The following is a 26136-nucleotide window of genomic DNA, read 5'->3' on the forward strand; positions in this document are numbered from 1 at the left end:
ACATGTTGAAAGTTGATTATCAGGCGCCAGTATTTTTAGCGTAAACCGTCGTCAATAGCTCGTGGGTGAATAGTTACCAACAGACTATTGTCGTGGAAAACTTAGGTACTTCAATCGACTTCAACGGTCTCAGCTCCAACGAGATTGTAGAGTCATTGCTCAACAACGGTGTTATTGATAACGGATAAACCTGTATGCAACATAAAAATGGGCGGTTCTGATAAGCCGCCCATTTTTTTCGGGAAAGCTTGATTTTAAACAGGAGATATTTGAATCGAAATAGAAAGCAAGAACGAAGCAAAGGGGTTATCTTGTTACGACGTTATAGTGATAGTTGGAAATTAAAATAGCGATAATTTGACGTTAAATCGCCTAAACGTGGATGTCTAGCAAGCTGCCAATGATTTCATTGTTTTTCTCTATGACAGACGCGCCAACTCGGTTATAACCAGCGGCTTGTGCTAGGTTGATGAGAGATTCAACTTTTTGAGAGGGAAGGCTAGGTGTTGAGGCTGTTATTGCGACATCCGCAACCGCAGCTAAATCGATGTTGTGATCAGAAAGCTCTTCTTTAACCTTACTTACATTATTGCTAATGCCATGTGCAGCTTTCTCGGCTATTTGTTGTGACATCTGAACGATGTGGTGTCCAGATTGAATTCCCGATACAGGCATATCACTACTCCCAACATTATGATAGTGAGAGCATAGGTGGACTTTATAAAACGTTCAAGTGTTTTATATCAATGACTTGATTAGGCAAACAGTTTGGCAAGCATTTCTCTTTCTTCACCAGATAGAACCGGTTTTTGCGCTTTATTTAGTTTCACGCTGATCTCACCTTGTAATGACTTTAACTGACTTGCCGTTAAATCACTGAGCTTTTGTTTAAGTTCATTAAATTGTTGTGCGTTCATCTCAATACCTTCGTCGTGATTCGGTTTATCCGTCGTTGCCCGAAATTCTTCATCCTTTGGATACAACATATTTATTCAACCAAAATAGATTAGAATTTGATCGATTGCTTTTTGTCCGAATATTGTCAAGGTGTGTTAAGTGATACGTCAGATTTTTCCTAAGAAGGTACATAATTACCCACTTTGGGGTAGGTGGAAACGTAAAAATAAAAAGGGAAGCGATATAGCGCTTCCCTCTTACATATGGTTTGAATGTTACTAACTTACTCTGACGGCAAACTTGCTAGCAAGTGAATGAAGCTCTGGGAGCATGCGATAGATAAGATGGAGTTGTTGCAATACCATGCGGGCAGAGCTGTCGTCTTCATCGCGCCATTCATTTAAGCGTTGCTCGAGTCCAGCATCATCAATATTAGATAGGTCACACTCCTCACAATGCTGGTGAAGCTGTTTATGAAGTACATCCAGATGTTGATGAATACAACGGTGAGCATCTAAAACGAGTTTATGAATTGACTCATCTTCGATGCGAGTTCTGTGCGCGCCTAATGCAGAAATATAGTTCAACATTGCGTGATTTAACGTTAGGAAGCGAAAACTTTCATCAACAGCTGCGCGATATTTGCCAGGCTCCGCCAGCATCGTACTAATCGCAGAAGAGAGTGAGGCATCATTATTGTGGGCCTGGCGGCGAGCGATACGGTAGCTCAAATTGTCTTTCTTGCCGATTCTATACTGACCAATGATCTGATCGAGATACTGCTTGTTCGCCTCTATCGCATCCGACATAACTTTGTGAAGCCTTCTCGACTGCCAGTCGGGCAAAATAACTAATACAGCTCCTACTGCAAGCACACACCCGATGAGGGTATCTGCTAGTCGAGGAAGGACAACTGCGTAACCTTCACCTAGTTGATTAAATAAGAAGAGGACGAGCAGTGTAATAAAACCAGTCGCGTACCCATAGTTGTTCATCCGGAAGGCGAAAAACATCACTCCAGAGATAACGATAAATACTAACTGGCTTTCTTGAGAAGGGAAAAAAGTCAGCAATGGTACACCAATCAACAAACCAGCTAATGTACCTATTACTCGCGCCGTCAATTTTTGGCGAGTGGCACTGTAGTTCGGTTGGCATACGAATAAAGTGGTTAAGAGTATCCAGTAACCTCGGTCGATGTTGAATATTTGAATGATTCCATAGCCAATCGTTAAGGCAATTGACATACGTAATGCATGCCGAAACAGCATCGAATCTTTGTGTAAATTTGCTGATATACGCTGCCACATCGCCTTTAGCGTGTGTGGGTTGGTATCGGCGAGGGTATCTTCTTCGAGGCCTTCAACATCTGGGTTGTTAATGTTATTAAGTTGTTTTTCTACCGTCGCTAAGTTATTGAATAAATATGTTAACTGCATCAGCAGACGTTTCCAGTGCCCTTGCTTTTGTTCTTCTAGATAAGCAAGAGAGTTTTGTACTTCAGCTAATGCCAGAATAGATTGATCGGTATGGGAGTATTCATTTCCTAGCTGAATGGCTAGTGCAATATCACGACACGCTTGGGCTTGAGACTCCAAAAGATATTTAAAACGAAACAGCACATCAGAACGTTCAAATTCGGTCGCTAAATCCTGATAGCGATAATGGCTAGAACTGACGCGTTCGTGAATGTCTTGAGCGATGAAATAAATATTTAAAAATCGGTCACTAGGCCCATCAATGTGACCCCGTTTCGATCGGTTAAGTAATGTGGTTTTACAAGCGTTTAGTGCCGTAACCGTGGCAGCATTGCATTTTGCAGCTTCAATCCGTAGCGGTTGTGGCGTCAAGTTGGTCACAGGGTGAAAAAGCTTGGCTTTCGCATCAAGATAATTCGCCATTTGGAAGAACACATTGGCTAAGCTTTGTTGCACCGGTTGAAGAGGCCAAAATATCTGCCAAATCATGGACATGAAGTAATACCATGCGGCACCAGTCAAAAGCAGTAGTGGCTGAAACCAAATGTTGGTGCTTTCATGTGCGCCAAGCATAGTATAAATAGCGATCAGCAACGAACCAAAAGCAATACTCGCGTACTTAGGACCTATCGCTCCAAGAATGATGAAGCCGAAGGTTGAGATAAATAATCCCAACGCAAAAGCCCAAGGGGTATCGAACAAGATTTCAATTGAAAAAGCAGCAAGCGCAAAACAGAGAAAGGTGAGAATCAGAGCCTTGATGCGTCCAGTGAAACTGTCATCACTTTCAGCCAAAGCAGCAGCAATAACGCCTAATATTAATGGCGTTATCAGCGTGTTTTGCTCGAAGTACCAAGTTGGGATAACCACACCCAGTAAGGTAATAAGGATAAGAACGCTGTAATTTATCGTCTTGTTTGCCCAATAGAGCCGAAATTTAGAAGTTGCTTGCACAATGCGCCTTATGTTTCCGATGAAGAACAGGGGGAATACTACCAGACCCACTATAGCGCGTTTATGATTTACTTTAAGAAAAATTCGTGGTTGCTGATAAAATCAGCAGGGATGTCATTGACTTATATTAAAACTGCCAGGTCATGTATTGAGGATTGTAAAGCCAGCTTCAAATAACCTCAGCTTTAGGTTATTAAATCGACAGTAATGTGAATTTTATTAAAGAATAGAAGAAGAAGCTTACTTAGGTGCTCGCCGTTGCTACAATTTAGCGCCTTAAAATGATATAAATCGACAACTTCTAAACTAAAAGGCGCACGTTTCATGCAGCTTACTGCCACTAGCAAAGCACAGTTTTTTATTCAAAATGAGTACCATCACGTCGAAATAAAAGAGAACAGTGTTTTATTAAGCTCGATAGGCAGTGAAGAACATATTCCTTTTACGATCTGGAATGGCAAAGTTAGCGTAAAGCGTGGGTTATTATGGAGCTCTTTACAGTTTTTTGCTCATGAACACGAAGGCAAACAACAAAGCTGGCTAGTCCAAGGTTTACCGTGGCCGCAATGCCGAAAGTTTGCGCTTGAGGCCGTTCGTCAATATCAAGAGTGGCACAACACTCAGTGCCGAAAACTGGCTGAGTATCTACCTAAGTGGGAAGAAGAGCTTTACAAACTAAAGCACTTGCCTGCTTACTTATCGCATTCTCAAGTGGTCTCCTGGGTTGAAAGCCTTAACCAAGAGTTAAGCGAGATGAAAACCACCCTAGAAGAAGCCAAAATGCGAATGCCGAATCGTATGTCGCAAATAGAGCCTTGGCTCATTGATACCTCTGAGGCGCTTGGTGAGCGTAATCGCGATTGGCTAGAAGCAGAACGTCCAAATTGGGAAGTGCTGTTTAATCAAATTGAATCCTCTCCTTTGAATTTATCCCAGCAATATGCGGTATTGCTCAACGACGACCACAACTTAGTTCTTGCTGGGGCCGGCTCGGGCAAAACCAGCGTTTTAACCGCACGAGTTGCCTATTTGTTGCAAAGCCATCAAGCTCAAGCAGAAGAGCTTCTCATGTTAGCGTTCGGTCGTGATGCGGCGACTGAAATGAAAGAACGCTTAGTAGATAAAGTGGGCATGGCGGCAGACGGTGTGCGCGTCAACACATTCCATCAGTTGGGCTTGTATATTCTTAAACAAGTCGAACAGCAACCTGTCGAAATTAGTCCTTTAGCGTTGGACGAAAATCAACGAACAGCATGGTGTGTAGACTGGTTGAAAAAACATTGGATGACACCCACCAACTTTAAACGTTGGCAAAAACATTTAGACAAATGGCCGATTGCGTACCTAAAAGGGGATGATGAGTTAGGAAGCCATTCAGAAAATCCAAAACTGATCGCTTGGCTAGATTCGCAGCTGTCTCATTTAGCGGCGGTGGGCTTGACCAAAAAGCAAGTACAAGAAAAGCTCGTAAACCACCAAGACTATACGCGTTTAAATAGTGAACTCGCCTTATGCTGGCCATGTTTTACAGCGTGGCAGAAAATGCTTAAAGAAAGCAACCAAGTGGATTTCCCAACCATGATCAGTCGTGCGACAGATTATGTGAATAAAGGGAAGTTTGTCTCGCCATGGCGCTTTATTATGGTCGATGAGTATCAAGATATCTCTCCAGATCGTCTGGCATTGATTGAAGCACTGTGTGAATCCACTCAGAAACAAGCAGGTGCCACGTTATTTGCTGTTGGCGACGATTGGCAAGCGATCTATCAGTTTGCAGGAGCGGATGTCGATCTTATCACTGGTTTTAAAGAACGCTTTGCTCACTCAACCGTTCATCACTTAGATACAACTTATCGTTTCAACAATCAGATTGGTGATGTAGCGAATACATTCGTGCAGCAAAACCCATCGCAGTTGCCGAAAACACTAAACAGCCACAAACAACGCAAGCAGAAGAGCGTACATACCGCGCCGAGCAATCAAGTGGAAAAGATCTTGGACCACTTGAATCAACAAGCCAAGCAAACCAAGTCAGTTTTATTGCTAGGACGTAACCATTATCATAAGCCCGATTTGTTCGACGATTGGTTGCGACGTTTCCCTAATCTCGATATTCGCTTTATGACTTGCCATGCGAGTAAAGGACGCGAAGCTGACTTTGTGATTATTCTTTCTGTGGATGAGGGGCAATTCCCCGCTAAGAAGAAGCAAATTCACATTGATGGTGCGTTGACGGAGTCCAAAGACAAATTCCCTTACGCAGAAGAGCGCAGGCTATTTTACGTGGCGATTACACGTGCGAAAGAGAAGGTTTGGATTACGCATACTGGTGCGGGATCTGCATTCGTTCAAGAGCTCGTTAATGGTGACTATCCCATCGTGACTTCTCGTTAAATGCAACGTTTAGAATGTTAAAAACAGTAAAGGCGATACTTGGTATCGCCTTTGCTTTATTTGGTTAGCATCAAAGCTTACATGCGCTCAGCAAGATAGGCTTCGTAATCCGGCACTTCGATGTCTACTTCTTGCTCAAGAAGAGGGGAGTTAAACAGGAACTTAGCGGTGGCTCGGTTCGTTGCTACAGGAATATTCCAAACACTAGCAATACGAAGAAGCGCTTTAACGTCTGGGTCGTGAGGTACGGCATTCAGTGGATCCCAAAAGAAAACGAGAACGTCGATTTTGCCTTCTGAAATAAGAGCGCCTAGTTGTTGATCACCGCCCATCGGACCACTGATCATGCTCTTGATCGCAAGTCCAGTTTCTTTACTTAGCATGTGTCCTGTCGTGCCAGTTGCGTAAAGGAAGTGACTCTGTAGCTTTTCTTTGTTTTCTTTTACCCAGCGAAGTAGCTCAGGTTTGCAGTTGTCGTGAGCAACCAAAGCCACATGTTTATGGGTTGGCATGGTACGAATGGTTTTTTGCATCAAGATGTTTCCGTTTGTATGATTTTAAAATTGTTGTGACTCAATAGAACACGTTTTTGGTCTTTCAATCAACAGCCTTAACACGGAATGTCGGCCTATATTCTGACGGAGATAACGATTCTTCGATCGTGTCGTCATGAAGCGTCTTCGGAGTCAGTGGTTTGATGGTTGGTGAGGCATGTTTGTCATAAGCTTCACCCCTTAAGTAATGCGTTGCTTGCATCACGGAAAGCCAACCTTGCTGCACCATTTTATCTGTTGGTGCGAAGAGCACTTTGTTACGTAACAGGCCTCGATATACACCATGACTTAAGTACACAGAAACTAAACCGATCTCCTCAGCTTTGCCGGCACTGCGCAGCTCACTGATGGCCGCTTCAATCGCCACTGCACTGCCAACAATGTAATCTATATTTCCCATATCGATCACACGTTGAACTAGGTTACGTTGTAACTCCTTGTCGTTGTCTGCCCAAAATGAGTCAACAATGTTGATATCACTTCCTTGTATCGCTTCATAAAATCCGGCAGTAACGGGTTTCGTACCACCACGAGTTCGCGGCCCCAAAAGTAAGGCAATGTTGGTCTTTCCTGACCCCTTTGGATGACGAGCTGCCAAATATTGACCCGCTTCGTATCCCATCCAATACCAGTCAACACCGACAGTCCCTTTTAGCAACTCACTTTGTTCTTCATCCAAGTCGAGTTGGTTCACAGTAGCAAAAACGGGAGTATTCCCTACCCAATTTTTAAGTGAATGCTCGTAAGCCTGTGGGTCCACGGTCCCAAGGATAACTGCATCTGCTCCCCATTGGTTACACAGTGCGAGTTGTTGTTCTTGACGGGTTTTGTTTGGGTAGCCGCCCGCTTCAAGAACTCGTAGCTCGACACCTTCTCTTTTCGCTTCGGACACCATTCCATAGTTTACTGACAACCAGTATGAATCCTTTAGGTGAGGGTATATTGCACATATTTTCTCTGCGGCAACCGCTGGCAAAGAAGCAACGAGGGTTAAAGTGGCTGCAGAATGTTTGAAAAATGTGCGAAATGCGTGTTGATTTTTAACCATGAAATGAAGTTCGTTGGCATAGATTAAGTAAACACTGCAAAATATAACGTAATATGTCGCTGAACACGAACATTAAGGTCATGAAAATATGCTGCTAGCAACTGCAAGCATCGGTCGTAAACTTTTGTTGTCTTTCATTGCGATGGCAATACTGGTCATGTTATCGGCACTTATTGGTGTGTCTGGATTTTCTTTGGTTGCCAAAACCGAAAGAAATGTCGTGGATTCTGCGATTCCCGCCATGATTGAGGCGAGGCAAGTCTCTGAGTTGAGTACTCGTATTATTTCGTCTGTACAAATGTTGTCGAACGCAAGAAACGAGCAGGAAAGAAAGGAGTCAGGGCGAGTGCTGTTCGAACAGCTCGAGTCTTTACTCACTCACATCAAGGAGCTCGGGAGTGAGTCGTTCGATTCTCAATTGTTAGAAGCTTTAGAGAATAACGTCCAGAACGTTATCGACAATTTGGCAGAACTCGGTGTTTCGGTTGAAAAAAAGCTGTGGCTTGCAAAAGAGATAGATACTCGTGTTGAAGAAATGCGTCTGCTCAGTGAAGAGCTAGAACAACTAACTCGTACGCAAGTTCAGAATACAAGCACCATTGCTGTTGCTAACGTCACGCATATTTATGACTTATTAGAATCGAATAAAAAATCGCAAGTTTATCAGGCGCTAGATGCACTGGTGGAGGTCGATCTTGATCTGACTGAGCGATTACATGAACTGCACTTGTTGGCCTATAAAATGTTGAATCAGATTGAAGAGGCTCGGACATTAACGAATATTGAGCGAATTCAACAGGTTCAAAGTGATTTCGATAGCAACCTCAAAATCATGCAACGCCGTGTACTCGCTGTGGAAGATCCTACGCGCTCTAAGCAAATGAGCCAACTGCTCATAGAGCTTGGTAAGCGTCAGGTCGTATTTTCTATACTGATGCAGCAATACGAGAATAACGAACAGTCACAACAACTGATGCAAAAGACATTAGAGTTGTTCTCAGAGCTTAATGGCACGGTCAACAAATTGGTTGATGATTCAAACAAAACCACTACCGTCGCTGTAGACCAATTGACCAGCACACTGAAATTCGCTCAGTGGTCTTTAACCGTTATTTCAATTGTTGGTTTGATTGTATTGGTGCTGATTTTATGGCGTGTGGTGTACCTTTCTGTTGTGAAGCGGTTAGCTGAATATTCCGCTGCGTTGCTGTCTGTGGCGCAGGGTAACTTAGCGGTTGAGTTGGAAGTGAAAGGCAAAGATGAGTTGGCGCATATGGGGCAGGCCATCATCACGGCTCGTAATACCGCGCAAGCACTAAAAGTGGTAGCAGAGGGTGAAGCTCAAGCCAAGCGAGAGCTTGAGGAGCATAAAGAGCATTTAGAAGAGCTCGTTGAGCAGCGCACTTCGCAGTTAAAACAAGCAAACCGCCGTTTGAATGAAGAGGTTTTGAATCACGCTAAAGCTCGCAAGCAAGCAGAGCAAGCGAGCCGAGCAAAATCGGCATTCTTGGCGACGATGAGCCATGAGATAAGAACGCCAATGAACGGAGTGTTGGGGACAGCACGCTTGTTGATTGACTCAGGCCTCAACCCAATTCAAAAGCGTTATGCGGAAATCATTAATCGTAGTGGTAAAACGTTGCTCGCGATCCTTAATGATGTACTGGATTACTCCAAGATTGAAGCGGGGCATTTAGAAATTCGTCACATGGGCTTTGATTTACACCAAATGGTGGAGGACACTTTCCAGTTAATGAACAGTCGAGCACAAGAGAAGAAGCTGCTGTTCTCCTACCATATTGAAAGTGATGTTAGTCGCTACTGGAAAGGGGATGTCACCAGAATCAGTCAGGTGCTGAACAATCTCGTTGGTAACGCGATTAAGTTCACTGACGAAGGAGAAATTGATATCTACGTTAGCCTGAACCCTGAGGACGAGTCGCAAGTCCTGTTTGAAGTATCAGACACTGGAATAGGAATTGCCAAAAAATACCAGAGAACGTTGTTTGATGCCTTCACGCAAGCTGAAGGTGGGATGAGCCAAACTGGAGGCACGGGGCTTGGACTTGCCATCAGTAAGCGAATCATTGAAGCGATGGGCGGTGTTTTAGAAGTCGATTCCGAAGAGGGAAATGGTAGCCGATTCTGGTTCTCTATTCCGTTAGAGGAAAGCGAACCTATTGAAACAGGAACCGTGGCAACCGCACGTTGCAAAGTGAAAGCAAAGGTCTTGCTAGTAGAAGATAATGAAGTCAACCGAGTGGTCGCGGAAGGCTTTCTAGAAAGCATGGGGCACCAAGTCGTGATGGCAGAAAACGGCTCACAAGCAGAGCAACTGATCAGCACACAAGATTTTGATATCGCTTTGGTCGACATCAACCTCCCTGATTGTGATGGAACTGAGTTGATCCAACGCTTAAAGCGGATTGAGTGTGATAAGCCGGCCAATAAAGCGCTTGCCGTCACGCCAATGATTGCAGTGTCTGCGCACGTTTTTGCGGAAGAAGTTGAGCGCTATCTAGCCGCTGGTTTTGACGGATACTTGCCTAAGCCATTGGCAAAAGAGGCACTCGCGGCATTGATTCAGGATGCGCTAGACGGAAAGCCGTTGTTGTTGCCACAAAATGCCGACTGTACCCCGTTTGATCAAATTTCGCCTCAAGAACAAGAGCTACAATTAAAGGTCGTTCAAGCACCTAAAACAAAGGAACCCGATGTGGTTATCATTAATCCGAGCGTGATTGAGTCCGATATGAAAATCTTGGGCAGAGATAAGATGTTGCACATTATTAATCTGTTTAGATCCACCAGCACTGATGTATTAAGCAAACTGCAAGCGTCTGCTGAGGACAATGATAGTAAAGAAGTAAAGAACCTTGCCCATAAATTAAAGGGCAGCGCGGGAAGTTTAGGACTAACTGCATTAATGAACGCTTGCCAAGCAATTGAAGCCGCGGCTCAACCTTTAGATACCTATAATGCGACTAAAGATGATTTAGTTTCTCAAGTGTCTGCATCAATTCAAGCTCTGGATGAGTTAATGGCGAAGTAATCCATCGAGCATTGAAAATAAAAAAACCTCCGGCTTTCCGGAGGTTTTTTCTATTCGGTCATGTCATCTTCCCACTCGAATCGAGTGTCTAGGGCATAAGGGTCATCATCAAAAGGATGTTCCACTTTGCCACGCAAGTATTCGAGTTGATGCTCAAGCATATTGACCGTTTCGTAGTCTCCCTCAGAACAAGCAACGTAAATCTGTTGTTCAAGAGCGGCAATGTTATCTCGGATACCCATGAGAACCCCCTTAAATCATCATCGATTCTCAAAACGATTATAGTCAAGTAATCCAAATTCGATCGGTTGTTTTGTACGGTACCAATTGTGTAAACGATCGCTAAATGACCAGAATTTTTCTGAGCTTCTACGAATCGCAAAATTATCCAATAACTTAACGTAATCGGACTCGTTTTGGATGGCACTAAATTGATCGACAAAATCTTTTACTTGGTTTTCGTTGATCGAGAAAAATGCCGCAGGGTAGCTTCCCACAACGCCGCGTACAATGGTCATGTCATCGTTAGCAAAGTCACGGTTACTTTCTTCATCAAACAAGCTAGAGATGTTTGTGTGTGCATTGTTGTGAAGTAAGGTGAACAGTTCATCTTCCCCTGATTGACTTCTCACCATAAGCATAGTGATTTGCGGAACGGTTTTCAGGCCTTCACCACGAACGTGGTCAATGCGTTTTAGTTGTTTTTCATTACTCGCAGAAAGAGCCGTATCTTGAATTTCGTAGCGAGGCAGAAGCACACCTGAGACATGTTCTCTCAACAACTCCACCAACTCCGTTTTTGGATCGTCACTCTTATACTGAACGCTGGTTGGTTGGTTAAACGGCTTCACATTTCGTTGTAAAAAGTCACTCAACTGCGGGCTTTGATCTTTATACCAGCTAGATTGAAGTTCATGGCGCATATCGGCGGGTAACAAAGAGATAAAGTTACTTTCGCCTTCTAGACGCAAGAAGTCCATAAACATTCGTGTCATGAGCTGATGGCCGAAGTTACCGTAAACGTCAAACCCAGCAACAAGCAAATAGTGGATACGCTCTAGTAGCGCGTAGTCAAGAATCCACACTGTTTTAGGCTGCTCACCAACTAACCCTTGAACAACAGAAGCACTATCAAAATGGCGGAATATCGTTAATGCCGCATTATGGTTGGTGCCATTACCATCCCAAATTACATCGGTGGATAGGTTTTCACCTTCTTTAAACCAGTTATTAGTGAACTCAGATTTAGCCTCTAGGTAGCGAGCTTGTTGACGCGCGTACTTGACCCAGTTGGTAACAGGTAGCGTGTTACTTTCTTGCTCTGCCGGCAGTTTTAGATTATCAGCCTGAGATCGGTAAAACTCATTTACTTCTGGGATGTCTGCTTTATCTGGATCAAGGAAAAACACCCAAAAGCGATCATTGATAACATTCAATGCCAGTTGGCCACGACAAACTGGGCCTTTGATGTATGCCATTATTGTATTTTGTGCATTATCTAGCATGAACTTAAAGCGCGACTTCACTGGAAGGTCGATGAATGATGTCATCGGGTTTGCAGCAACTTCTGGTTCATAACTCGGTAGCTGACTAACCATGTAATCAGCATCAATAAACCAAGTTTTCCAGTTCTCTATGCGTTGCTTGTTTAACGCGAATGGCATGTGAGTTTTATCTACTATGGTCCCTTGCTCTGGAATAATTCGATAAAACACACGTTCAACCCCTGGATCATCGTACGGGCGACGCGTTGAAATACGTTTGACGGGCTGTCCTGGTGGTGTAGCAGAGCGGACGAGCGTGAAGAATCGGGGATCTTCATCGAGTTCCGAAAAGTAGAGATGAGATAAAAATAAATGCTCATATATATACCTAGCCATCAGCTGATTTTTCAAATCAGAGTGGTTAAGTAATGCTTCGTACTTATCTATTTGCGCTTGCTCTTTCTCACTAACAGGTCGGTGAACGTTCATTATTGCGCCGTTTTCCAACCAAGTCATGAGTGTGTGGTATTCACTGTTTGATAGGTTTGGCATACCAAAAGGCATTCCCCAGGTCGGGTTATCCTTTTCGTATTGCTCGTATTCTTCAATCGTCGGACAGGTTTGCTCTCGGTCTATCGAAAAGTCAAAGCCTTCTAACTGGACTTGGTCAGGCAATGGGTGGCGCTCTTTTTGTTGTAGCAAACGTGCGATAAGGCCTGCATCAATGTTGGCTGCCATGCTTTGATCACGTTCGTTGAGAACCGGATGAAAACCCGCATCGCGCCACTCTTGGGTTGTTTCTGCATCTTCGAATAAGCGTGTTGGTGCTGCGGCTGTGAGTCTTGTTCCTTCATATACCAGTGCTTTACTCGCACCACGGTCAATGCCCTCAACAGAAGAGAGCTTAAGTTGACATGGTGCATCGTAGCACGCGTGGCAGACGACACAGCGGTTATCCATAATGGGTTTAACTTCGCTTTGGAAGAAGTTTGCTTGAGGGGTTTCCACGTCAACTGTGCGTTCACGCACGAGCTGTGGACCAAACAGTTGGTCATAGTTAAGACCAGCATAGGTTGCACAGCCGGCAAACAAAGTAGCAATGCAAAGTGTAAAAATTAAGCGCAAATTCATTGAGTTATTTTACGTGATTAGAATTTGCATTAATTAAAGCAAAATAAGCGGTCAATTACCAAAAGTTGGGTCAATTAGCGTTAATTTTTCTGTTGATTGTCTGAGCGCTTGAAAATGTAACCCTGGCGGTGGACTGTCTGAATTCTGTCTGTTGGAACGCCTTCGTGAACTAGACGCTTTCTCATTCTGCTCATGTGCATATCGAGTGCTCGATCATGTTCAGTAAATTCACGTTTTAGTACTGTTTCGTAAAGAAAATGCTTACTAAGTACTTGATCTTGATGGTGAGTGAGAGTTTGCAGCAGCTTAAATTGAATGCTTGTTAACTGAACAGATTTCTTGTTTGGCAGGTAATTGAGTACCACAGAGTGAGTGCGCTTATCTAGTAATAGCTCCTCATCATTATGGTGAACGCCGTTGTGTTGGCATTGGGAAGTTTTTCCATTTGAAACCTTGGAGTCAAGCACACGGGTACCTTAATTATTAATAGTAGTAAAACGTATTATCATTAATATTTATATAAAAGCAATCAGGTACTTTATGAGCACTGTGATATGCGTAGACAATCTTAATATTTGAGATTAATAGTAGTGATGAATGGTGCGATGGCGCTCTGAACTAAAGTGCTATTGGAGTGCGTATTAGCTACAAATAACGGTGTAATGTTAGGCGAAGATAGAAAGAATTCTCATTTAGTAAATTCGCTTATCCGCTATTTGTGAACTATACATTCTGTTGCAGGAAGCACCTTTCTAATACACACAGAGGTTTATATGACAGCGAAATATGGCGTTAAACGCCGATTAGCGATTCTTGCCGCCGCTTTAATCGGTGCGACAAGTAGCAGTATCGCAGCAGAGAAACCAAATATTCTCGTCATTTGGGGTGATGATATTGGCCAGTCCAATCTCAGTGCTTACACGTTTGGCTTGATGGGGTACAAAACACCAAATATAGACAGTATCGCCAAAGAAGGCATGATGTTCACTGACTATTACGGTGAGCAATCTTGTACAGCGGGCCGTTCTACTTTCATTACGGGCCAAACCGTTCTTAGAACAGGTTTGAGTAAAGTGGGGCTTCCAGGTGCTGATCTTGGCTTGAAGGAAGAGGACGCAACCATTGCCGAAATGCTGAAGCCGATGGGCTATATGACAGGGCAATTTGGTAAAAACCACTTAGGTGATAAAGATGAGCACCTTCCTACTAATCACGGCTTCGATGAATTTTTTGGCAACCTTTATCACTTGAACGCCGAGGAGGAGCCAGAAAACGTCGATTATCCTAAAGATCCTGAGTTTCGTAAAAAGTTCGGTCCGCGCGGCGTTATCCGTTCGTACGCTGATGGCAAAATTGAAGATACAGGGCCTCTAACTCGCAAGCGCATGGAAACCGTGGATGAAGAGACGTTAGATGCGGCACTCGACTTTATGGATCGTGCCGTCAAGGCTGAAAAACCTTTCTTTGTCTGGTGGAACGCAACTCGTATGCACTTCCGTACTCATGTGAAAGAAGAGAACTCTGGAAAAACAGGTATCAGCGAGTATGCAGATGGTATGGTCGAGCATGATAACCATGTAGGTCAGCTACTGAAAAAAGTGGATGATTTGGGTATTAAAGACAACACAATCGTCTTTTACTCCACCGATAATGGCCCACACATGAACTCGTGGCCAGATGCAGGTACAACGCCATTCCGTGGAGAGAAAAATACCAACTGGGAAGGTGCGTACCGAGTTCCTGCGATGGTACGTTGGCCGGGTAAAATTAAAGCTGGCTCTGTTTCGAATGATATCATGCATCACATGGACTGGATGCCAACGTTCGTTGCTGCCGCGGGTGATGACAATATCAAAGAGAAATTGCTCAAAGGTTATAGTGCGAATGGTAAGAAATTCAAAGTTCACCTAGACGGCTATAACTTCCTACCATATTTGACTGGTAAAGAGGATAAGGCCCCACGAGAAGAAATTTTTTACTTCTCAGATGATGGAGACTTAACTGCACTTCGCTATAACAAATGGAAGCTGGTCTTTATGGAGCAACGAGCAAAAGGTACGTTGCGTATTTGGGCTGAACCATTCACCACACTTCGTGTTCCTAAGATCTTCAACTTGCGTATGGATCCTTACGAAGTGGCTGATATCACTTCTAACACTTACTACGATTGGATGCTAGACCGTGCTTACATGCTTGTTCCTGCGCAAGCTTACGTAGGCAGATTCCTTGAAACGTTTAAAGAGTTCCCACCAAGGCAAAAAGCAGCAAGCTTCTCGCTCGATCAAGTGATGGAGAAACTAAAAGAGAACCCAAATAAGTAGGAAAAGCTAAGTGAAGTATCACATATAGAAAGAGGCTCATTAAAATGAGCCTCTTTTTTATCTGTAAAACTCTATCTATTCAGGTTTGTAGAAAGCTTGATGACGAAAACGCCTAACGCTTCAATTGACAAGAGTTATAAACAAATTGGTTCGTAGCGGGCTGCCGTTAAGTTGGCTTTGATTTTTTCACGTAGAGCGATGTGGGCTGGGTTGTTTACCTCTCGCTTATGGTAGACGAACTTGTAAGGGATAGAGCGTATCGAAATGGGGCAGGGCAAAATTTGAAGTTTGAGCGCTTTGCTCCACTTGTTTGCAAAAGATTGAGACACGATCCCTAAACTGTCTCTTTGGGCGACATACAGCGCCATGCCCGCTAGCGAAGATGTGATCAAGTCGACTTTTCTTTCTTGAATTGTTTCCTTTGCTAGTTGCTCGAACCCCGACATGTTGTTCCATTTTCCTGAAAATAAACAGTGAGTTTCCTCATAAAATTGCTCTTTTGTGAGCGTGCCGTGTACACGGGGATGGTTCTCACGACAGATAACCACGGCTTCTTCCTCATAGGCATCTTCAATAATAAACGCTGCATCTTTTGTGATCACCGTATCGATTACTAGATCGACTTTTTGTTGTCTTAACAGCTCAAATAATAGGAATTTTTCGGGTGGTGATTCATAAAAAATAGTGTTCTTTATCGGGTCCATAATGTGCAACAAAATTTCCGAACAACACACTTCAAAATGATTTTTATCAGATATCGCATTGTCAATAATATTAACCGCTTGCTGGAATTGCGGCAGTAATTGATAAGCGGTGGAGGTTAGTGCGATCCCTCGTCCTTTTTTAACGAATAATTGCTTATCTACGACTTGCTCTAAACGCTTTATTGCAGCGCTCACAGCAGGTTGTGTAAGCCCTAATTGTTCCGCGGCTTTTGTATAAGATTGAAACTCCGCAACAACAAGAAAAGTTTGGATCAAATTCAAGTCCATAACGTCACTCATAAATTTAATTTATAGGTTAACTAATTTTGACTGCATTTATCGCCTGAAATTAGTGCTTTATCTTATATCAACAATGGTATTGAAAAGCGAATACCATTTTTACGCACTAGCGAACTCTTGGAGATAATATGAAAAATGCGACCAAAACGAGCAGTAAAAAACTCGTACTTAACGCATGTACGTTAGCTTTGGGCGCTGCATCTGCAGTTGCACATGCAGCGGACAAACCCAACATTCTTGTCATCTTTGGTGATGATGTTGGTTACTGGAACCTTAGTACCTACAACCAAGGCATGATGGCGTACAACACGCCAAACATCGATAGCATTGCTAAAGAGGGTGCGAAGTTCACTAACTTCTACGCACAGCAAAGCTCGACAGCAGGCCGTTCTGCATTCATCACTGGTCAAATGCCAAAACGTACAGGTCTATCAAAAGTGGGCTTACCAGGCGCTCCGGAAGGTATCTCGGAAAAAGATCCGACGATTGCAACCGTGCTTAAGCAAATGGGTTACGCAACCGGACAATTTGGTAAGAACCATTTAGGTGACCGAGACGAGCATCTTCCTACCAACCACGGTTTTGATGAATTCTTCGGCAACCTATACCACTTGAACGCAGAAGAAGAGCCAGAGAACGTGGATTACCCTAAAGATCCGGAGTTCAAGAAGAAATTTGGCCCTCGTGGCGTTATCCATTCTTACGCTGACGGCAAAATCGAAGATACCGGTCCACTTACGCGTAAGCGTATGGAAAATGTTGATGGTGAGTTTCTTGATGCCGCAAAAAGCTTCATAGAAAAACAAGTAAAAGCGGACAAGCCGTTCTTTACTTGGTTTAACACCACTCGCATGCACAACTTCACGCATGTTCCTGAAGAATACCAAGGTAAAACAGGTGCCGGTTTCTACGCGGATGGTGTTAAGCAGCACGATGACCAAATCGGTCAGCTACTTAACAAGATCAAAGAGTTAGGTGTGGATGACAATACAATCATTGTTTACACCACTGACAACGGCCCTATGGTTGATTTGTGGCCGGATGCAGGGATGACACCGTTCCGCTCAGAGAAAAACACTGGTTGGGAAGGGAGTTTCCGTGTGCCAATGTTAATTAAATGGCCTGGAAAAATTGAGGCAGGTAAAACATTCAACGGCATGATGTCATTAGAGGACTTTTTCCCGACACTAGTTGCTGCGGCAGGTGATACCAAAGTTAAAGACGAATTACTAAAAGGCAAAAAAGTTGGCGATATGGACTACAAAGTTCACCTAGACGGTTACAACCAACTGCCATATTTAACGGGTAAGTCAGACAAATCCGCACGAAATGAGTTCGTTTACTGGAGCGACGACGGCGATCTTGTGGCATTGCGCCAAGGAAAGTACAAGTTCCACTTTATGATTCAAGAGAATGAAACGGGTATGGATGTATGGCGTAAGCCGTTCACTAAACTTCGTGTGCCACTGATCTTTGACTTGAGCATTGATCCATTTGAACGAGGCGATCAAGGCATGGGTTATTCTCGTTGGATGTACGAGCGTTCATTCTTAATGATGCCAGCAATGGATACAGTGAAAGAGGTGATGGGTACATTCAAAGAATTCCCGCCTCGTATGGAAGCAGGTTCGTTCGTACCTAAGTCTTCTAAGTAAATTAAGATTATATAGCGCTTTTTGGAGCGCTATATACCCAAATAGCTTCACTTTTGCTGTACAGCGCTCACGAGGTTATTTGGGTATATGTAATAGTGAGAAACGTATGAGTAAGATTTCCCCTCGCCATTCTACTACTATGCCTATTGTTCCTCTTAAAACGGCGTCTAAAGCGCCTGTTCTGGGCGCGTATGACCGTCGATTCCATGTGATGGCAAAGCCAGGCGGAGCAAAGTGCAACATCGATTGTCAGTACTGCTTTTATCTGCATAAAGAAAATCTACTGCACCAAGAAAAGCAGCCAAAAATGGACGACGCAACACTGGAAGCGTTCGTGAAAAGCTATATCGAAAGTCAGGATGGCGAAGAAATTGTATTCTCATGGCAGGGCGGGGAGCCGACGCTGCTTGGGTTGGACTATTTCCGCAATGTCGTAGCTTTGCAAAAGAAATATCAGCCGAAAGGCGTTCGCATTGAAAACGACCTTCAGACCAACGGCATTTTGCTAAACGATGAGTGGTGTGCGTTTTTAAAAGAGCACAACTTCCTAGTTGGCTTGTCGATTGATGGACCACGAGAACTGCACGACAAATATCGCAAAACCCGCAGCGGTAAGCCAACGTTTGATCTCGTGATGAAAGCGGTAGATAAGCTCAAAGCGCATGGCGTGAAATTCAACGCGTTGGTCACGGTGAATCGTCACAATGCGAAATACCCGCTCGAAGTATATCGATTTTTAACCCAAGAATTGGGTGTGACTTATATTCAGTTTGCGCCGGTGGTAGAAGCCAACAACTTCCAAACAACCGCGCCGCAGTTTTGGAACGAACAGATGATCCCAACCAAAGGCAGTGATCTGGCTAAACCGGGGCATCCAATGTCGATTGTAACGGATTGGTCAGTCGATCCTGAAGACTGGGGACGCTTTTTAATGGCGACCTTTGAAGAGTGGGTGAATAACGATCTTGGCCGTGTGCTGGTTAATCTGTTTGAAACCGCGGTGGCGCAAGTAATGGGGAAACCGTCTCAGCTTTGCGTGACGGCGGAGTTTTGTGGCAAAGGGTTGGCGATTGAGCACAATGGCGACGTGTTCAGTTGCGACCACTATGTGTATCCAGAATACAAACTCGCCAACATTCATGAACACTCACTGAATGAAATGGCCTTCTCTACAAGACAATATACTTTTGGCATGGCAAAACGCGATTCATTGCCGACGTATTGTAAGCAATGCCCTTACTTGCCTTATTGTTGGGGTGAGTGCCCAAAAAACCGTTTGATCAAAACGCCGAATGGTGAGAGTGGTCTAAACTATTTGTGTTCGGGAATCAAAATGTTCTTTGATTATGCGTTACCGATGTTGGTTGGTCTTGCACAACTTCTCCAATCTCAAGAACCGCAAAGATAACATAGTGAATATAACCTTAAGTTATTTCATTTGTTCTTATACTTAACTATCGAAAAGACGGCTTAAACCATTGAAAAGGTATCCTATGAACCACGCACAACAAGCGATAAAAGAACTCATCGAACAAACAGAAAAAAGCGTCATTGGACAAAGCCACGTGGTTCGAGCTTTAGTCATCGGGTTATTAACAAATGGGCATATTCTGCTAGAAGGTTTACCGGGAACGGCAAAAACACGTTCCGTAAAATCTTTGGCGAACTTGTTAAACACCAGTTTTGGTCGAATCCAGTTTACGCCGGATCTTTTACCATCTGACGTGACGGGTACTGAGGTTTATCAAGAGCTGGATGGTAAGCCGCAACTCCATTTTCAGCCAGGGCCAATTTTTAACAGCATTGTACTTGCTGATGAGGTCAACCGTGCACCAGCCAAAGTACAAGCGGCACTGCTTGAAGCCATGGCCGAAGGCACAATAACGGTAGGCGATAAAACTCACGTATTGCCAGACTTATTTATGGTGCTTGCAACGCAAAACCCTGTAGAGCAAGAGGGCACGTACCCGCTGCCAGAAGCGCAAATGGACCGCTTTATCATGAAGGTTACCGTCGATTATCCAGAAGATGACGCCGAACGTGACATCATTCGTTTGGTGCGCAGTGAAGAATTGGGTGCGGAAACCAGCAGCGAAATTATTACGCCAAAACACATCGAGCCAGACGTGGTGCTAGAAGCGCGCCGTCAGTTACCAAACATCGTGGTATCGGACCTAGTGGAAAACTACATCGTTGCGTTAGTGATGGCGACTCGTAAGCCAGAGCGTTATGCCGATTCAAACTTAGCAAAATGGATTGAGATTGGCTCTAGTCCTCGTGCTTCCATCGCACTCGACAAATGCGCTCGTGCGTATGCGTGGATGCAAGGACGTGACCATGTGACTCCTGACGATGTGCGTGCCATGGTTCCGTCTGTATTGGGCCACCGTTTTTCTTTGACCTACGATGCACTGGCAGATGGGGTCGATCATCAACGAGTCGTACAAGAGCTGCTAGATTGTGTAGAAATTGGGTAAGTGGGAGGCATTATGGCTAAGCCAACTCTTGCGCCAAAATCACAGGGGATGGATCCCCGTTTGTACTGCGATTACGCTCGTTTAGTACGTCTGCAAGCACAAGCAGAATCATTCAGTTTACTTCCTCACCTAAAGGCGGGTAGCGTACTCTCTGGCCGACACAATTCGTTGTTTCGCGGTCGTGGATTGAACTTCGAAGAGCTGCGCCATTACCAATTGGGTGACGATATTCGTAACCTTGATTGGAAAGTTACGATGCGTACGGGTAAGCCGCATGTACGCAGTTATACAGAAGAAAAAGATCGCAACGTAATCGTGTGTGTCGACCAGAGAAGCACAATGTTTTTTGCTTCGACGCAAGTAATGAAATCAGTTGTCGCGGCAGAGATCGCAGCGATGTGTGGGTGGCGAGTATTAAAAGATGGCGACCGAGTCGGTTTTGTCATCGCATCCCAGCAGGCGTTGTTTCACAGCAAGGCACAGCGTTCGCAAAACGATCTTCTGGCGCAACTTAAACGTCTCGCTAAAGCCAATCAATCGCTCAATGTGGACTCCCGCAATTCCGAAAAAGTAACGTTCAGTCAATGGATTGAGCTTATTAAACGCATGAAGCTCAAGCAATCCACTTTGATTTTTATCAGCGACTGGAGCGACTGCGAGGAGCACCACCTTGATCACCTTAAACAGCTACAACAGCACAACGATGTTCTTGCAGTGATGGTCAGTGACCCATTAGAACAAGCGCTACCAGACGATTTGGCAAAATCGAAATGGGTGGTTGGTGATGGGCAGTATCAACTCAATTTAGATAGCAAAGCAAAGGTAGAAGCTGCGAGCGCAAAGCTTGAGGCTCGAACTAGCTTACAGCGTCAATCACTCTCTCAACTTATGGCGATGAAACACCTTCCGCACATCGAACTCGATACGACAGGTGAGCACATTAAACAATTCCAAAAACTGGTAGGAGGGCGTTAAATGAGTGATCTTCCTACGCCTCCGAGTACCTACATACTCAGAGAGCTGCATGATGTGGCTGTACCACCCAGCGTGAGTTGGTACCCGCAAACTATTGGCTGGAAAATTTTAGCGGCGGTTGTGCTCATTGCATTGGTGTATGTCGTATATCGATTGGCTCGGCAATGGTGGCATAATCGTTACCGAAAAGAAGCTCTACTGGCGATTTCGCAAATCAAATCGAGCGACAAAGACATGCCAAAAGTATTGTTCTCTGTGCTTAAAGTAGTGCTGATTCATATTGATAGCCGCAACGCGAAATTGTTTGATACCGCCTTTCTGCGCAAGCTCGATGCGCTGTATCCGCAAACCGAAGATTCTCAAGCAAACTCGCTTGTGGTCTTTAACGATGAGCTTTCAAAGCGCTGGCTACAAAGTATTGTCGACCCAAGCGTTACGCTAACCAACGAAGATCGTGTAACGCTAATTGCTCGTGCGAAAAACTGGGTGAGTGAACACCGTGGTGATGCTCAAAAAAGCGCGGCAAAGAAATCACCACGATTGAAACGCAAATCACATCAGGGAGGTCAACATGAATGATCTTCTTGCATCGATAACTGGTTTGTCTGGTTTTGAATTTGCTCACCCAATGTGGTTTCTGGTTTTGCCCTTGCCGTTGGTGGTGTACTACTTGGTGCCTGCATATCGCACTAAGCAAATGGCGATCAAAGTGCCGTTTTTTAGTCAGCTGGTGGAAGCGATTGGTGAGACGCCATCAGAAGGTGCAAGCCAGTTGACCCCGAGTTGGTGGCAACGAGCAACGTTAATTCTCTCATGGCTTTTGGTGGTGTGTGCGATGGCAAAACCCACCGTGTTAGGCGAGCCTCAAGTTCGCGAGAGTTTAGGTCGCGATGTGATGGTGGTGGTGGATCTTTCGGGCTCCATGGCCGAGCCAGATTTCACCTCACGTACAGGCGAAAAAATTTCTCGTCTTGATGCGGCAAAAGAAGTGCTGTCGGAGTTTGTTCAGTCTCGTAAAGGTGACCGATTAGGCTTGGTGCTTTTTGGTGATGCTGCTTTCGTGCAAACGCCATTTACCGCAGACCAAAAAGTGTGGCTCGAACTGCTTAACCAAACCGATGTGGCAATGGCAGGGCAGAGTACCCATCTTGGTGATGCGATTGGCTTAGCGATTAAAGTTTTTGAGCAAAGCGATAAGTCGCGTGGTGCTTTAGAACAAGACCAAAACCGTGAAAAAGTCGCGATTGTATTAACCGATGGTAACGACACGGGCAGTTTTGTTGAACCGATTGATGCGGCGAAAGTTGCGAAAGCCAAAGGCGTGAGAGTGCACGTGATTGCGATGGGTGATCCGGAAACGATAGGTGAAACCGCGTTGGATATGGACACAATTCATCGCATTGCGAAAGAATCCGGCGGTGAAGCGTTTGAAGCACTCAACCGTGATGAACTATCGGCTGCCTACGACGAAATTGGCAAACTGGAACCTCAACTTTACGAAAGCACCACATACCGCCCAAAACAAAGCCTTCATCATTACTTGATGGCGTTAGTGGTCATCATGCATTTGCTCGCGTTCAGCGTCGCAACACTCAAAAGAAGGGCTGTTACACGATCATCATTAGGAGATAGCGATGTTTGATTCTCTTAGTTGGACGCAATTCTTTACGCAGTTTCATTTTATTCGACCACTGTGGTTACTGGCTTTGATCCCCATGTTTTTCTTGGTGTGGTTACGCTGGCGAGAAGAAAGCAAGCCAAGCTGGAAGGATATTCTGCCCGAACATTTACGCAATGCTTTGACGATAGGTGAGCGAGGCTGGCGTAAGCAACTGCCGCTTAAGCTCTTGATGCTGATTGTGTTCATCGCCATTGTGGTTTGTGCAGGCCCAACGTGGCAACGAGAATCTTCTCCCTTTGGCGAAGATAAAGCCTCTATGCTTGTGGTGCTTGATAACAGCGACTCGATGCTGCAAAAAGATCTCCCACCAAGCCGCCTTGAGCGTTCCAAACAGAAAATACGCGATTTATTAGCCGCGCGAAAAGGCGGAAAAACGGGTTTAGTCGTGTTCGCGGGCAGTGCTCATGTGGCGATGCCTATAACTCAAGACAGCAAAGTATTTGACCCATTTTTGGCGGCCATTACGCCAGAAATTATGCCCGTGCAAGGTAAGCTTGCCGAAAAAGCCTTGCCGTTAATTGATCTGCAATTGCAAGGTCAACCAGGCTCCACCGTTCTGTTGGTGAGCGACGGCGTGAACCCGGCCACGATTGAGCAATACCAAGCGTATTTCTCGGGCAAACCTTATCAACTGTTAATTCTTGCGGCAGGGAACGCTGACATTGTGAGTAACAACCCAATGGATTTGGATTCTCTACAAAAACTGGCCAGCCAGACCAACGGTCGATTGGTGGAAGTGACCGTCGATAACAGTGATATCGAGCAACTGAACCGATACGTTGAGCGCAATATGCAGCTTAATGGCGAATCTTCAATGCCTTGGAAAGACATGGGTTATCAACTTCTGTTTCCAATCGCGTTGATCATGATGCTGTGGTTTAGAAAAGGGTGGTTAGTGCAGTGGTGCGTGATTGTAATGATGAGCGGTACACTGTTGATGCCGACCAGTGCAATGGCGGAGAACATTTCTGTTAAAGCCGAGCAGCCACAAGTTGTGCAAAAAGTGACGGCTTTCGACAAGGTGGCGCAATGGTGGTGGGATTTGTGGCTGACGCCAGACCAACAAGGACAGCGTTTGTTCAACCAACAAGCGTATTTAGAAGCTGCAAAACACTTTGTCGATCCATTACGCAAAGGCACGGCGTACTACTACGCAAGCGAGTTTGAGCTCGCGCACAGCGCGTTTTTGGAAATGCAAAACGACCCGTCCGAAGAGGTTCGAGATTACGGTCTTTATAATGCGGCGAGTGCATTGGCGCGTCAGCGTGAATATTTGGCTGCACGTGACTTGTTAAAATCCCTAGCCAACAAGCCAACGTTGAGCGAGAGGCTAAGACCGGATGTTGAGCATAACTTGAAAGTGATTGGTGGTATTGTAGAGGACATCAACCGGATGAGTGAGAGTCAGGTAGGAACGGAGCAAGAAGCATCAACCGAGCTAGGCGATAACCCTCAAACCGCAGAAGGGGCGGATGAAAAAACGTCAGCGGAGTTGATGATTAAAGAGACGTTAAGTGCAGACGACATCTTAGGTAGCCAAGAATTAGCCGACAAATGGTTAAAGCGAGTCGAAGCGGATCCTAAATACTTCTTAAATGCGAAGTTTCAGATTCAATTGCGTTCAATAGAAACCGGAGAATCAACCTCTACTGCGAACGAAAATACAGAGGAGGCGGTGCAATGATGAAAAGCCACCGTTTTACGCACTTTGCTTTACCCTTGTGGTTAGTTATCTGTTTCGGTTTCCTCCTGAGCAGTAGTGTGTTGGCTCAAGATATTCGTGACGTTCAACGAAAGCATGGTGTTGAGTTACAAGCGTGGGTTGGTAAACAACCAACGGCTGGAGAGAAGCGTAAAACACCAAGTTTTAGCGTCAATGAGCAAGTTATTTTAACCATCGAAGTGGCAACGCCGCGTTGGTTTACGGGTGGTACGAGAATTGGCAATATTGAAATACCCAATGTTATCGCCAAACAACGTAATCAACTAGCAACCAACTTTACTGAGCAAAAAGAGGGACAAACTTGGTCGCGTCAACGCTGGGAAGTGACTTTGTATCCACAAGCATCTGGTGATTTTGTGATTCCACCTGTCGCTGTGGGCGTTCAGGTGTCGGCGCCGGATGGCGAGAAGGTGTCAGGCACACTTTATACGCAGCCGATTAAGTTCAAAACTGTCTTGCCATCGGGATTGTTGAGCGGTGATACGCCTTGGTTTTCTGCAACGCACGTAGACGTAAAACAAGAGTGGGAAACCTCCACTGAGTCACTCAAAGTTGGGGATGCAATCACGCGTAAAATCACCATTTTGGCTCAAGATTCACTATCTGTATTGCTACCAGACTTGTTGAAAGGAGAATCAACAACCCGTTATCAAGCATATCCTCAACCCCACCGTTTGACAGATACGCAAACACGTGGTGATTACCAGTCAACACGCACAGAAGAGAGCGTGTACGTGATTCAACAAGGTGGTGAATTAACCCTGCCGGATTATGAGTTCCGTTGGTGGAACAGTAAGACTCAGCAAGTGGAAACGGTGATGTTAGAGGGCAAAACTTTTGCCGCGAAGCACACGTTGAAGTCCTTCATCAGAACGTACTTTGAATGGATTGTTTCCACGCTTGTGTTGCTGGGTTTTGTGATTATTTCATTGGTAGCCATTAAACGTTACTACCGCAACAGACCGACACCAGCATGGCTGACGTTTCACCGTTTGTTAAAGGCTAAACGTTGGTCTGAAGCAAGGACCATATTGTACAAACAATTGCGTTTAAATACGGCCGAGCTAGAAATGACCAAAGCCGATACGAGTGAATCGTGGCAAAAAAGTGCGTCGCGAATGCAAAATGGTGAAAATAGCGCTCATTTACTGAAGTCGATGTGGCGCAAAATCCAGACCAAACAAAAACGCTTTAAATTCCGTATTCCGCGAGCGTTACCAGAACTGGACAAAGTCATTGGAAGAGATGGCAATGAATAAAACGGGGCGCTAATATAGCGCCTCGTTTTTATTAGAGAATAGAGTTCAA

At 44.8% G+C, this 26136-nt stretch carries 20 protein-coding genes; 11 read left to right on the forward strand and 9 right to left on the reverse strand.

Annotated elements, in window-relative coordinates; genetic code table 11:
• Nucleotides 1-372: 372 nt before the first annotated feature.
• The 3 genes from R8N49_RS06615 to yccS all read right to left on the reverse strand — a co-directional run bounded on the left by R8N49_RS06615 (nucleotide 373) and on the right by yccS (nucleotide 3329).
• Entirely contained in the window at nucleotides 373-675 is a 303-nt protein-coding gene (locus tag R8N49_RS06615; protein WP_171342898.1) for a hypothetical protein, read from the reverse strand.
• 80 nt (nucleotides 676-755) lie between these two features.
• Nucleotides 756-986, reverse strand: coding sequence for a hypothetical protein (locus tag R8N49_RS06620; RefSeq protein WP_005376575.1), 231 nt, complete (start codon nucleotides 984-986; stop codon nucleotides 756-758).
• Between the two features lie 189 nt (nucleotides 987-1175).
• A complete protein-coding gene (yccS, locus tag R8N49_RS06625; protein WP_005376573.1) occupies nucleotides 1176-3329 on the reverse strand; it encodes a YccS family putative transporter in 2154 nt (717 codons plus the stop codon).
• A gap of 324 nt (nucleotides 3330-3653) precedes the next feature.
• On the opposite strand from yccS, the gene helD reads away from it, so the two are divergent.
• Nucleotides 3654-5723, forward strand: coding sequence for a DNA helicase IV (gene helD / locus R8N49_RS06630; RefSeq protein WP_005376572.1), 2070 nt, complete (start codon nucleotides 3654-3656; stop codon nucleotides 5721-5723).
• Between the two features lie 77 nt (nucleotides 5724-5800).
• Here helD and R8N49_RS06635 read toward each other — a convergent pair whose 3' ends face one another.
• On the reverse strand, nucleotides 5801-6256 hold the full coding sequence (locus tag R8N49_RS06635) for a methylglyoxal synthase (RefSeq protein ID WP_005376571.1): 456 nt from the start codon (nucleotides 6254-6256) through the stop codon (nucleotides 5801-5803).
• 64 nt (nucleotides 6257-6320) lie between these two features.
• A complete protein-coding gene (gene torT, locus R8N49_RS06640) occupies nucleotides 6321-7370 on the reverse strand; it encodes a TMAO reductase system periplasmic protein TorT (RefSeq protein WP_318189909.1) in 1050 nt (349 codons plus the stop codon).
• Nucleotides 7371-7413: 43 nt separating this feature from the next.
• Here torT and torS point away from each other — a divergent pair, with 43 nt between their 5' ends.
• Nucleotides 7414-10377 (forward strand): TMAO reductase system sensor histidine kinase/response regulator TorS, encoded by a 2964-nt coding sequence (gene torS, locus R8N49_RS06645; RefSeq protein WP_258489317.1) that lies wholly within the window; start codon nucleotides 7414-7416, stop codon nucleotides 10375-10377.
• 50 nt (nucleotides 10378-10427) lie between these two features.
• Here torS and R8N49_RS06650 read toward each other — a convergent pair whose 3' ends face one another.
• The 3 genes from R8N49_RS06650 to R8N49_RS06660 all read right to left on the reverse strand — a co-directional run bounded on the left by R8N49_RS06650 (nucleotide 10428) and on the right by R8N49_RS06660 (nucleotide 13459).
• A complete protein-coding gene (locus tag R8N49_RS06650) occupies nucleotides 10428-10619 on the reverse strand; it encodes a hypothetical protein (protein WP_005376565.1) in 192 nt (63 codons plus the stop codon).
• An 18-nt stretch (nucleotides 10620-10637) separates the two neighbouring features.
• Nucleotides 10638-12992, reverse strand: coding sequence for a fatty acid cis/trans isomerase (locus R8N49_RS06655; protein WP_042520719.1), 2355 nt, complete (start codon nucleotides 12990-12992; stop codon nucleotides 10638-10640).
• A gap of 80 nt (nucleotides 12993-13072) precedes the next feature.
• Nucleotides 13073-13459, reverse strand: a complete 387-nt coding sequence (locus R8N49_RS06660; RefSeq protein WP_005376561.1) for a winged helix-turn-helix domain-containing protein — start codon at nucleotides 13457-13459, stop codon at nucleotides 13073-13075.
• A gap of 306 nt (nucleotides 13460-13765) precedes the next feature.
• Here R8N49_RS06660 and R8N49_RS06665 point away from each other — a divergent pair, with 306 nt between their 5' ends.
• A complete protein-coding gene (locus R8N49_RS06665; protein WP_005376560.1) occupies nucleotides 13766-15313 on the forward strand; it encodes an arylsulfatase in 1548 nt (515 codons plus the stop codon).
• Between the two features lie 134 nt (nucleotides 15314-15447).
• On the opposite strand, the gene R8N49_RS06670 is transcribed toward R8N49_RS06665, so the two are convergent.
• A complete protein-coding gene (locus tag R8N49_RS06670; RefSeq protein ID WP_186585379.1) occupies nucleotides 15448-16305 on the reverse strand; it encodes a LysR family transcriptional regulator in 858 nt (285 codons plus the stop codon).
• Nucleotides 16306-16445: 140 nt separating this feature from the next.
• Between R8N49_RS06670 and R8N49_RS06675 the strand changes: the two genes are divergently transcribed.
• The 8 genes from R8N49_RS06675 to R8N49_RS06710 all read left to right on the forward strand — a co-directional run bounded on the left by R8N49_RS06675 (nucleotide 16446) and on the right by R8N49_RS06710 (nucleotide 26087).
• Nucleotides 16446-17972 (forward strand): arylsulfatase, encoded by a 1527-nt coding sequence (locus R8N49_RS06675; RefSeq protein ID WP_186585377.1) that lies wholly within the window; start codon nucleotides 16446-16448, stop codon nucleotides 17970-17972.
• 106 nt (nucleotides 17973-18078) lie between these two features.
• Entirely contained in the window at nucleotides 18079-19380 is a 1302-nt protein-coding gene (locus R8N49_RS06680) for an anaerobic sulfatase maturase (RefSeq protein WP_033906479.1), read from the forward strand.
• Nucleotides 19381-19465: 85 nt separating this feature from the next.
• Entirely contained in the window at nucleotides 19466-20449 is a 984-nt protein-coding gene (locus tag R8N49_RS06685) for an AAA family ATPase (RefSeq protein WP_005376549.1), read from the forward strand.
• 12 nt (nucleotides 20450-20461) lie between these two features.
• Nucleotides 20462-21424 (forward strand): DUF58 domain-containing protein, encoded by a 963-nt coding sequence (locus R8N49_RS06690; RefSeq protein ID WP_046875998.1) that lies wholly within the window; start codon nucleotides 20462-20464, stop codon nucleotides 21422-21424.
• Nucleotides 21425-22003 (forward strand): DUF4381 domain-containing protein, encoded by a 579-nt coding sequence (locus R8N49_RS06695; RefSeq protein ID WP_186585375.1) that lies wholly within the window; start codon nucleotides 21425-21427, stop codon nucleotides 22001-22003.
• Entirely contained in the window at nucleotides 21996-23066 is a 1071-nt protein-coding gene (locus R8N49_RS06700) for a vWA domain-containing protein (protein ID WP_104976150.1), read from the forward strand. Before R8N49_RS06695 ends, R8N49_RS06700 begins: the two co-directional genes overlap by 8 nt.
• Nucleotides 23059-24789: a VWA domain-containing protein gene (locus R8N49_RS06705; RefSeq protein ID WP_186585373.1), complete on the forward strand. Its 1731-nt coding sequence runs from the start codon at nucleotides 23059-23061 to the stop codon at nucleotides 24787-24789. The genes R8N49_RS06700 and R8N49_RS06705 overlap by 8 nt, the downstream gene beginning before the upstream one ends.
• Nucleotides 24786-26087: a BatD family protein gene (locus tag R8N49_RS06710; protein WP_033906485.1), complete on the forward strand. Its 1302-nt coding sequence runs from the start codon at nucleotides 24786-24788 to the stop codon at nucleotides 26085-26087. Before R8N49_RS06705 ends, R8N49_RS06710 begins: the two co-directional genes overlap by 4 nt.
• Nucleotides 26088-26136 lie beyond the last annotated feature (49 nt).

Source organism: Vibrio sp. 1978 (genome assembly GCF_033344345.1).

What these genes read in the sequence shown, in the direction of transcription:
- R8N49_RS06615 (WP_171342898.1), bottom strand. Translation starts at nt 675, where the DNA reads ATGCCTGTATCGGGAATTCAATCTGGACACCACATCGTTCAGATGTCA.
- R8N49_RS06620 (WP_005376575.1), bottom strand. Translation starts at nt 986, where the DNA reads ATGTTGTATCCAAAGGATGAAGAATTTCGGGCAACGACGGATAAACCG.
- helD (WP_005376572.1), top strand. Translation starts at nt 3,654, where the DNA reads ATGCAGCTTACTGCCACTAGCAAAGCACAGTTTTTTATTCAAAATGAG.
- R8N49_RS06635 (WP_005376571.1), bottom strand. Translation starts at nt 6,256, where the DNA reads ATGCAAAAAACCATTCGTACCATGCCAACCCATAAACATGTGGCTTTG.
- torS (WP_258489317.1), top strand. Translation starts at nt 7,414, where the DNA reads ATGCTGCTAGCAACTGCAAGCATCGGTCGTAAACTTTTGTTGTCTTTC.
- R8N49_RS06650 (WP_005376565.1), bottom strand. Translation starts at nt 10,619, where the DNA reads ATGGGTATCCGAGATAACATTGCCGCTCTTGAACAACAGATTTACGTT.
- R8N49_RS06655 (WP_042520719.1), bottom strand. Translation starts at nt 12,992, where the DNA reads ATGAATTTGCGCTTAATTTTTACACTTTGCATTGCTACTTTGTTTGCC.
- R8N49_RS06665 (WP_005376560.1), top strand. Translation starts at nt 13,766, where the DNA reads ATGACAGCGAAATATGGCGTTAAACGCCGATTAGCGATTCTTGCCGCC.
- R8N49_RS06670 (WP_186585379.1), bottom strand. Translation starts at nt 16,305, where the DNA reads ATGGACTTGAATTTGATCCAAACTTTTCTTGTTGTTGCGGAGTTTCAA.
- R8N49_RS06675 (WP_186585377.1), top strand. Translation starts at nt 16,446, where the DNA reads ATGAAAAATGCGACCAAAACGAGCAGTAAAAAACTCGTACTTAACGCA.
- R8N49_RS06680 (WP_033906479.1), top strand. Translation starts at nt 18,079, where the DNA reads ATGAGTAAGATTTCCCCTCGCCATTCTACTACTATGCCTATTGTTCCT.
- R8N49_RS06685 (WP_005376549.1), top strand. Translation starts at nt 19,466, where the DNA reads ATGAACCACGCACAACAAGCGATAAAAGAACTCATCGAACAAACAGAA.
- R8N49_RS06690 (WP_046875998.1), top strand. Translation starts at nt 20,462, where the DNA reads ATGGCTAAGCCAACTCTTGCGCCAAAATCACAGGGGATGGATCCCCGT.
- R8N49_RS06695 (WP_186585375.1), top strand. Translation starts at nt 21,425, where the DNA reads ATGAGTGATCTTCCTACGCCTCCGAGTACCTACATACTCAGAGAGCTG.
- R8N49_RS06700 (WP_104976150.1), top strand. Translation starts at nt 21,996, where the DNA reads ATGAATGATCTTCTTGCATCGATAACTGGTTTGTCTGGTTTTGAATTT.
- R8N49_RS06705 (WP_186585373.1), top strand. Translation starts at nt 23,059, where the DNA reads ATGTTTGATTCTCTTAGTTGGACGCAATTCTTTACGCAGTTTCATTTT.
- R8N49_RS06710 (WP_033906485.1), top strand. Translation starts at nt 24,786, where the DNA reads ATGATGAAAAGCCACCGTTTTACGCACTTTGCTTTACCCTTGTGGTTA.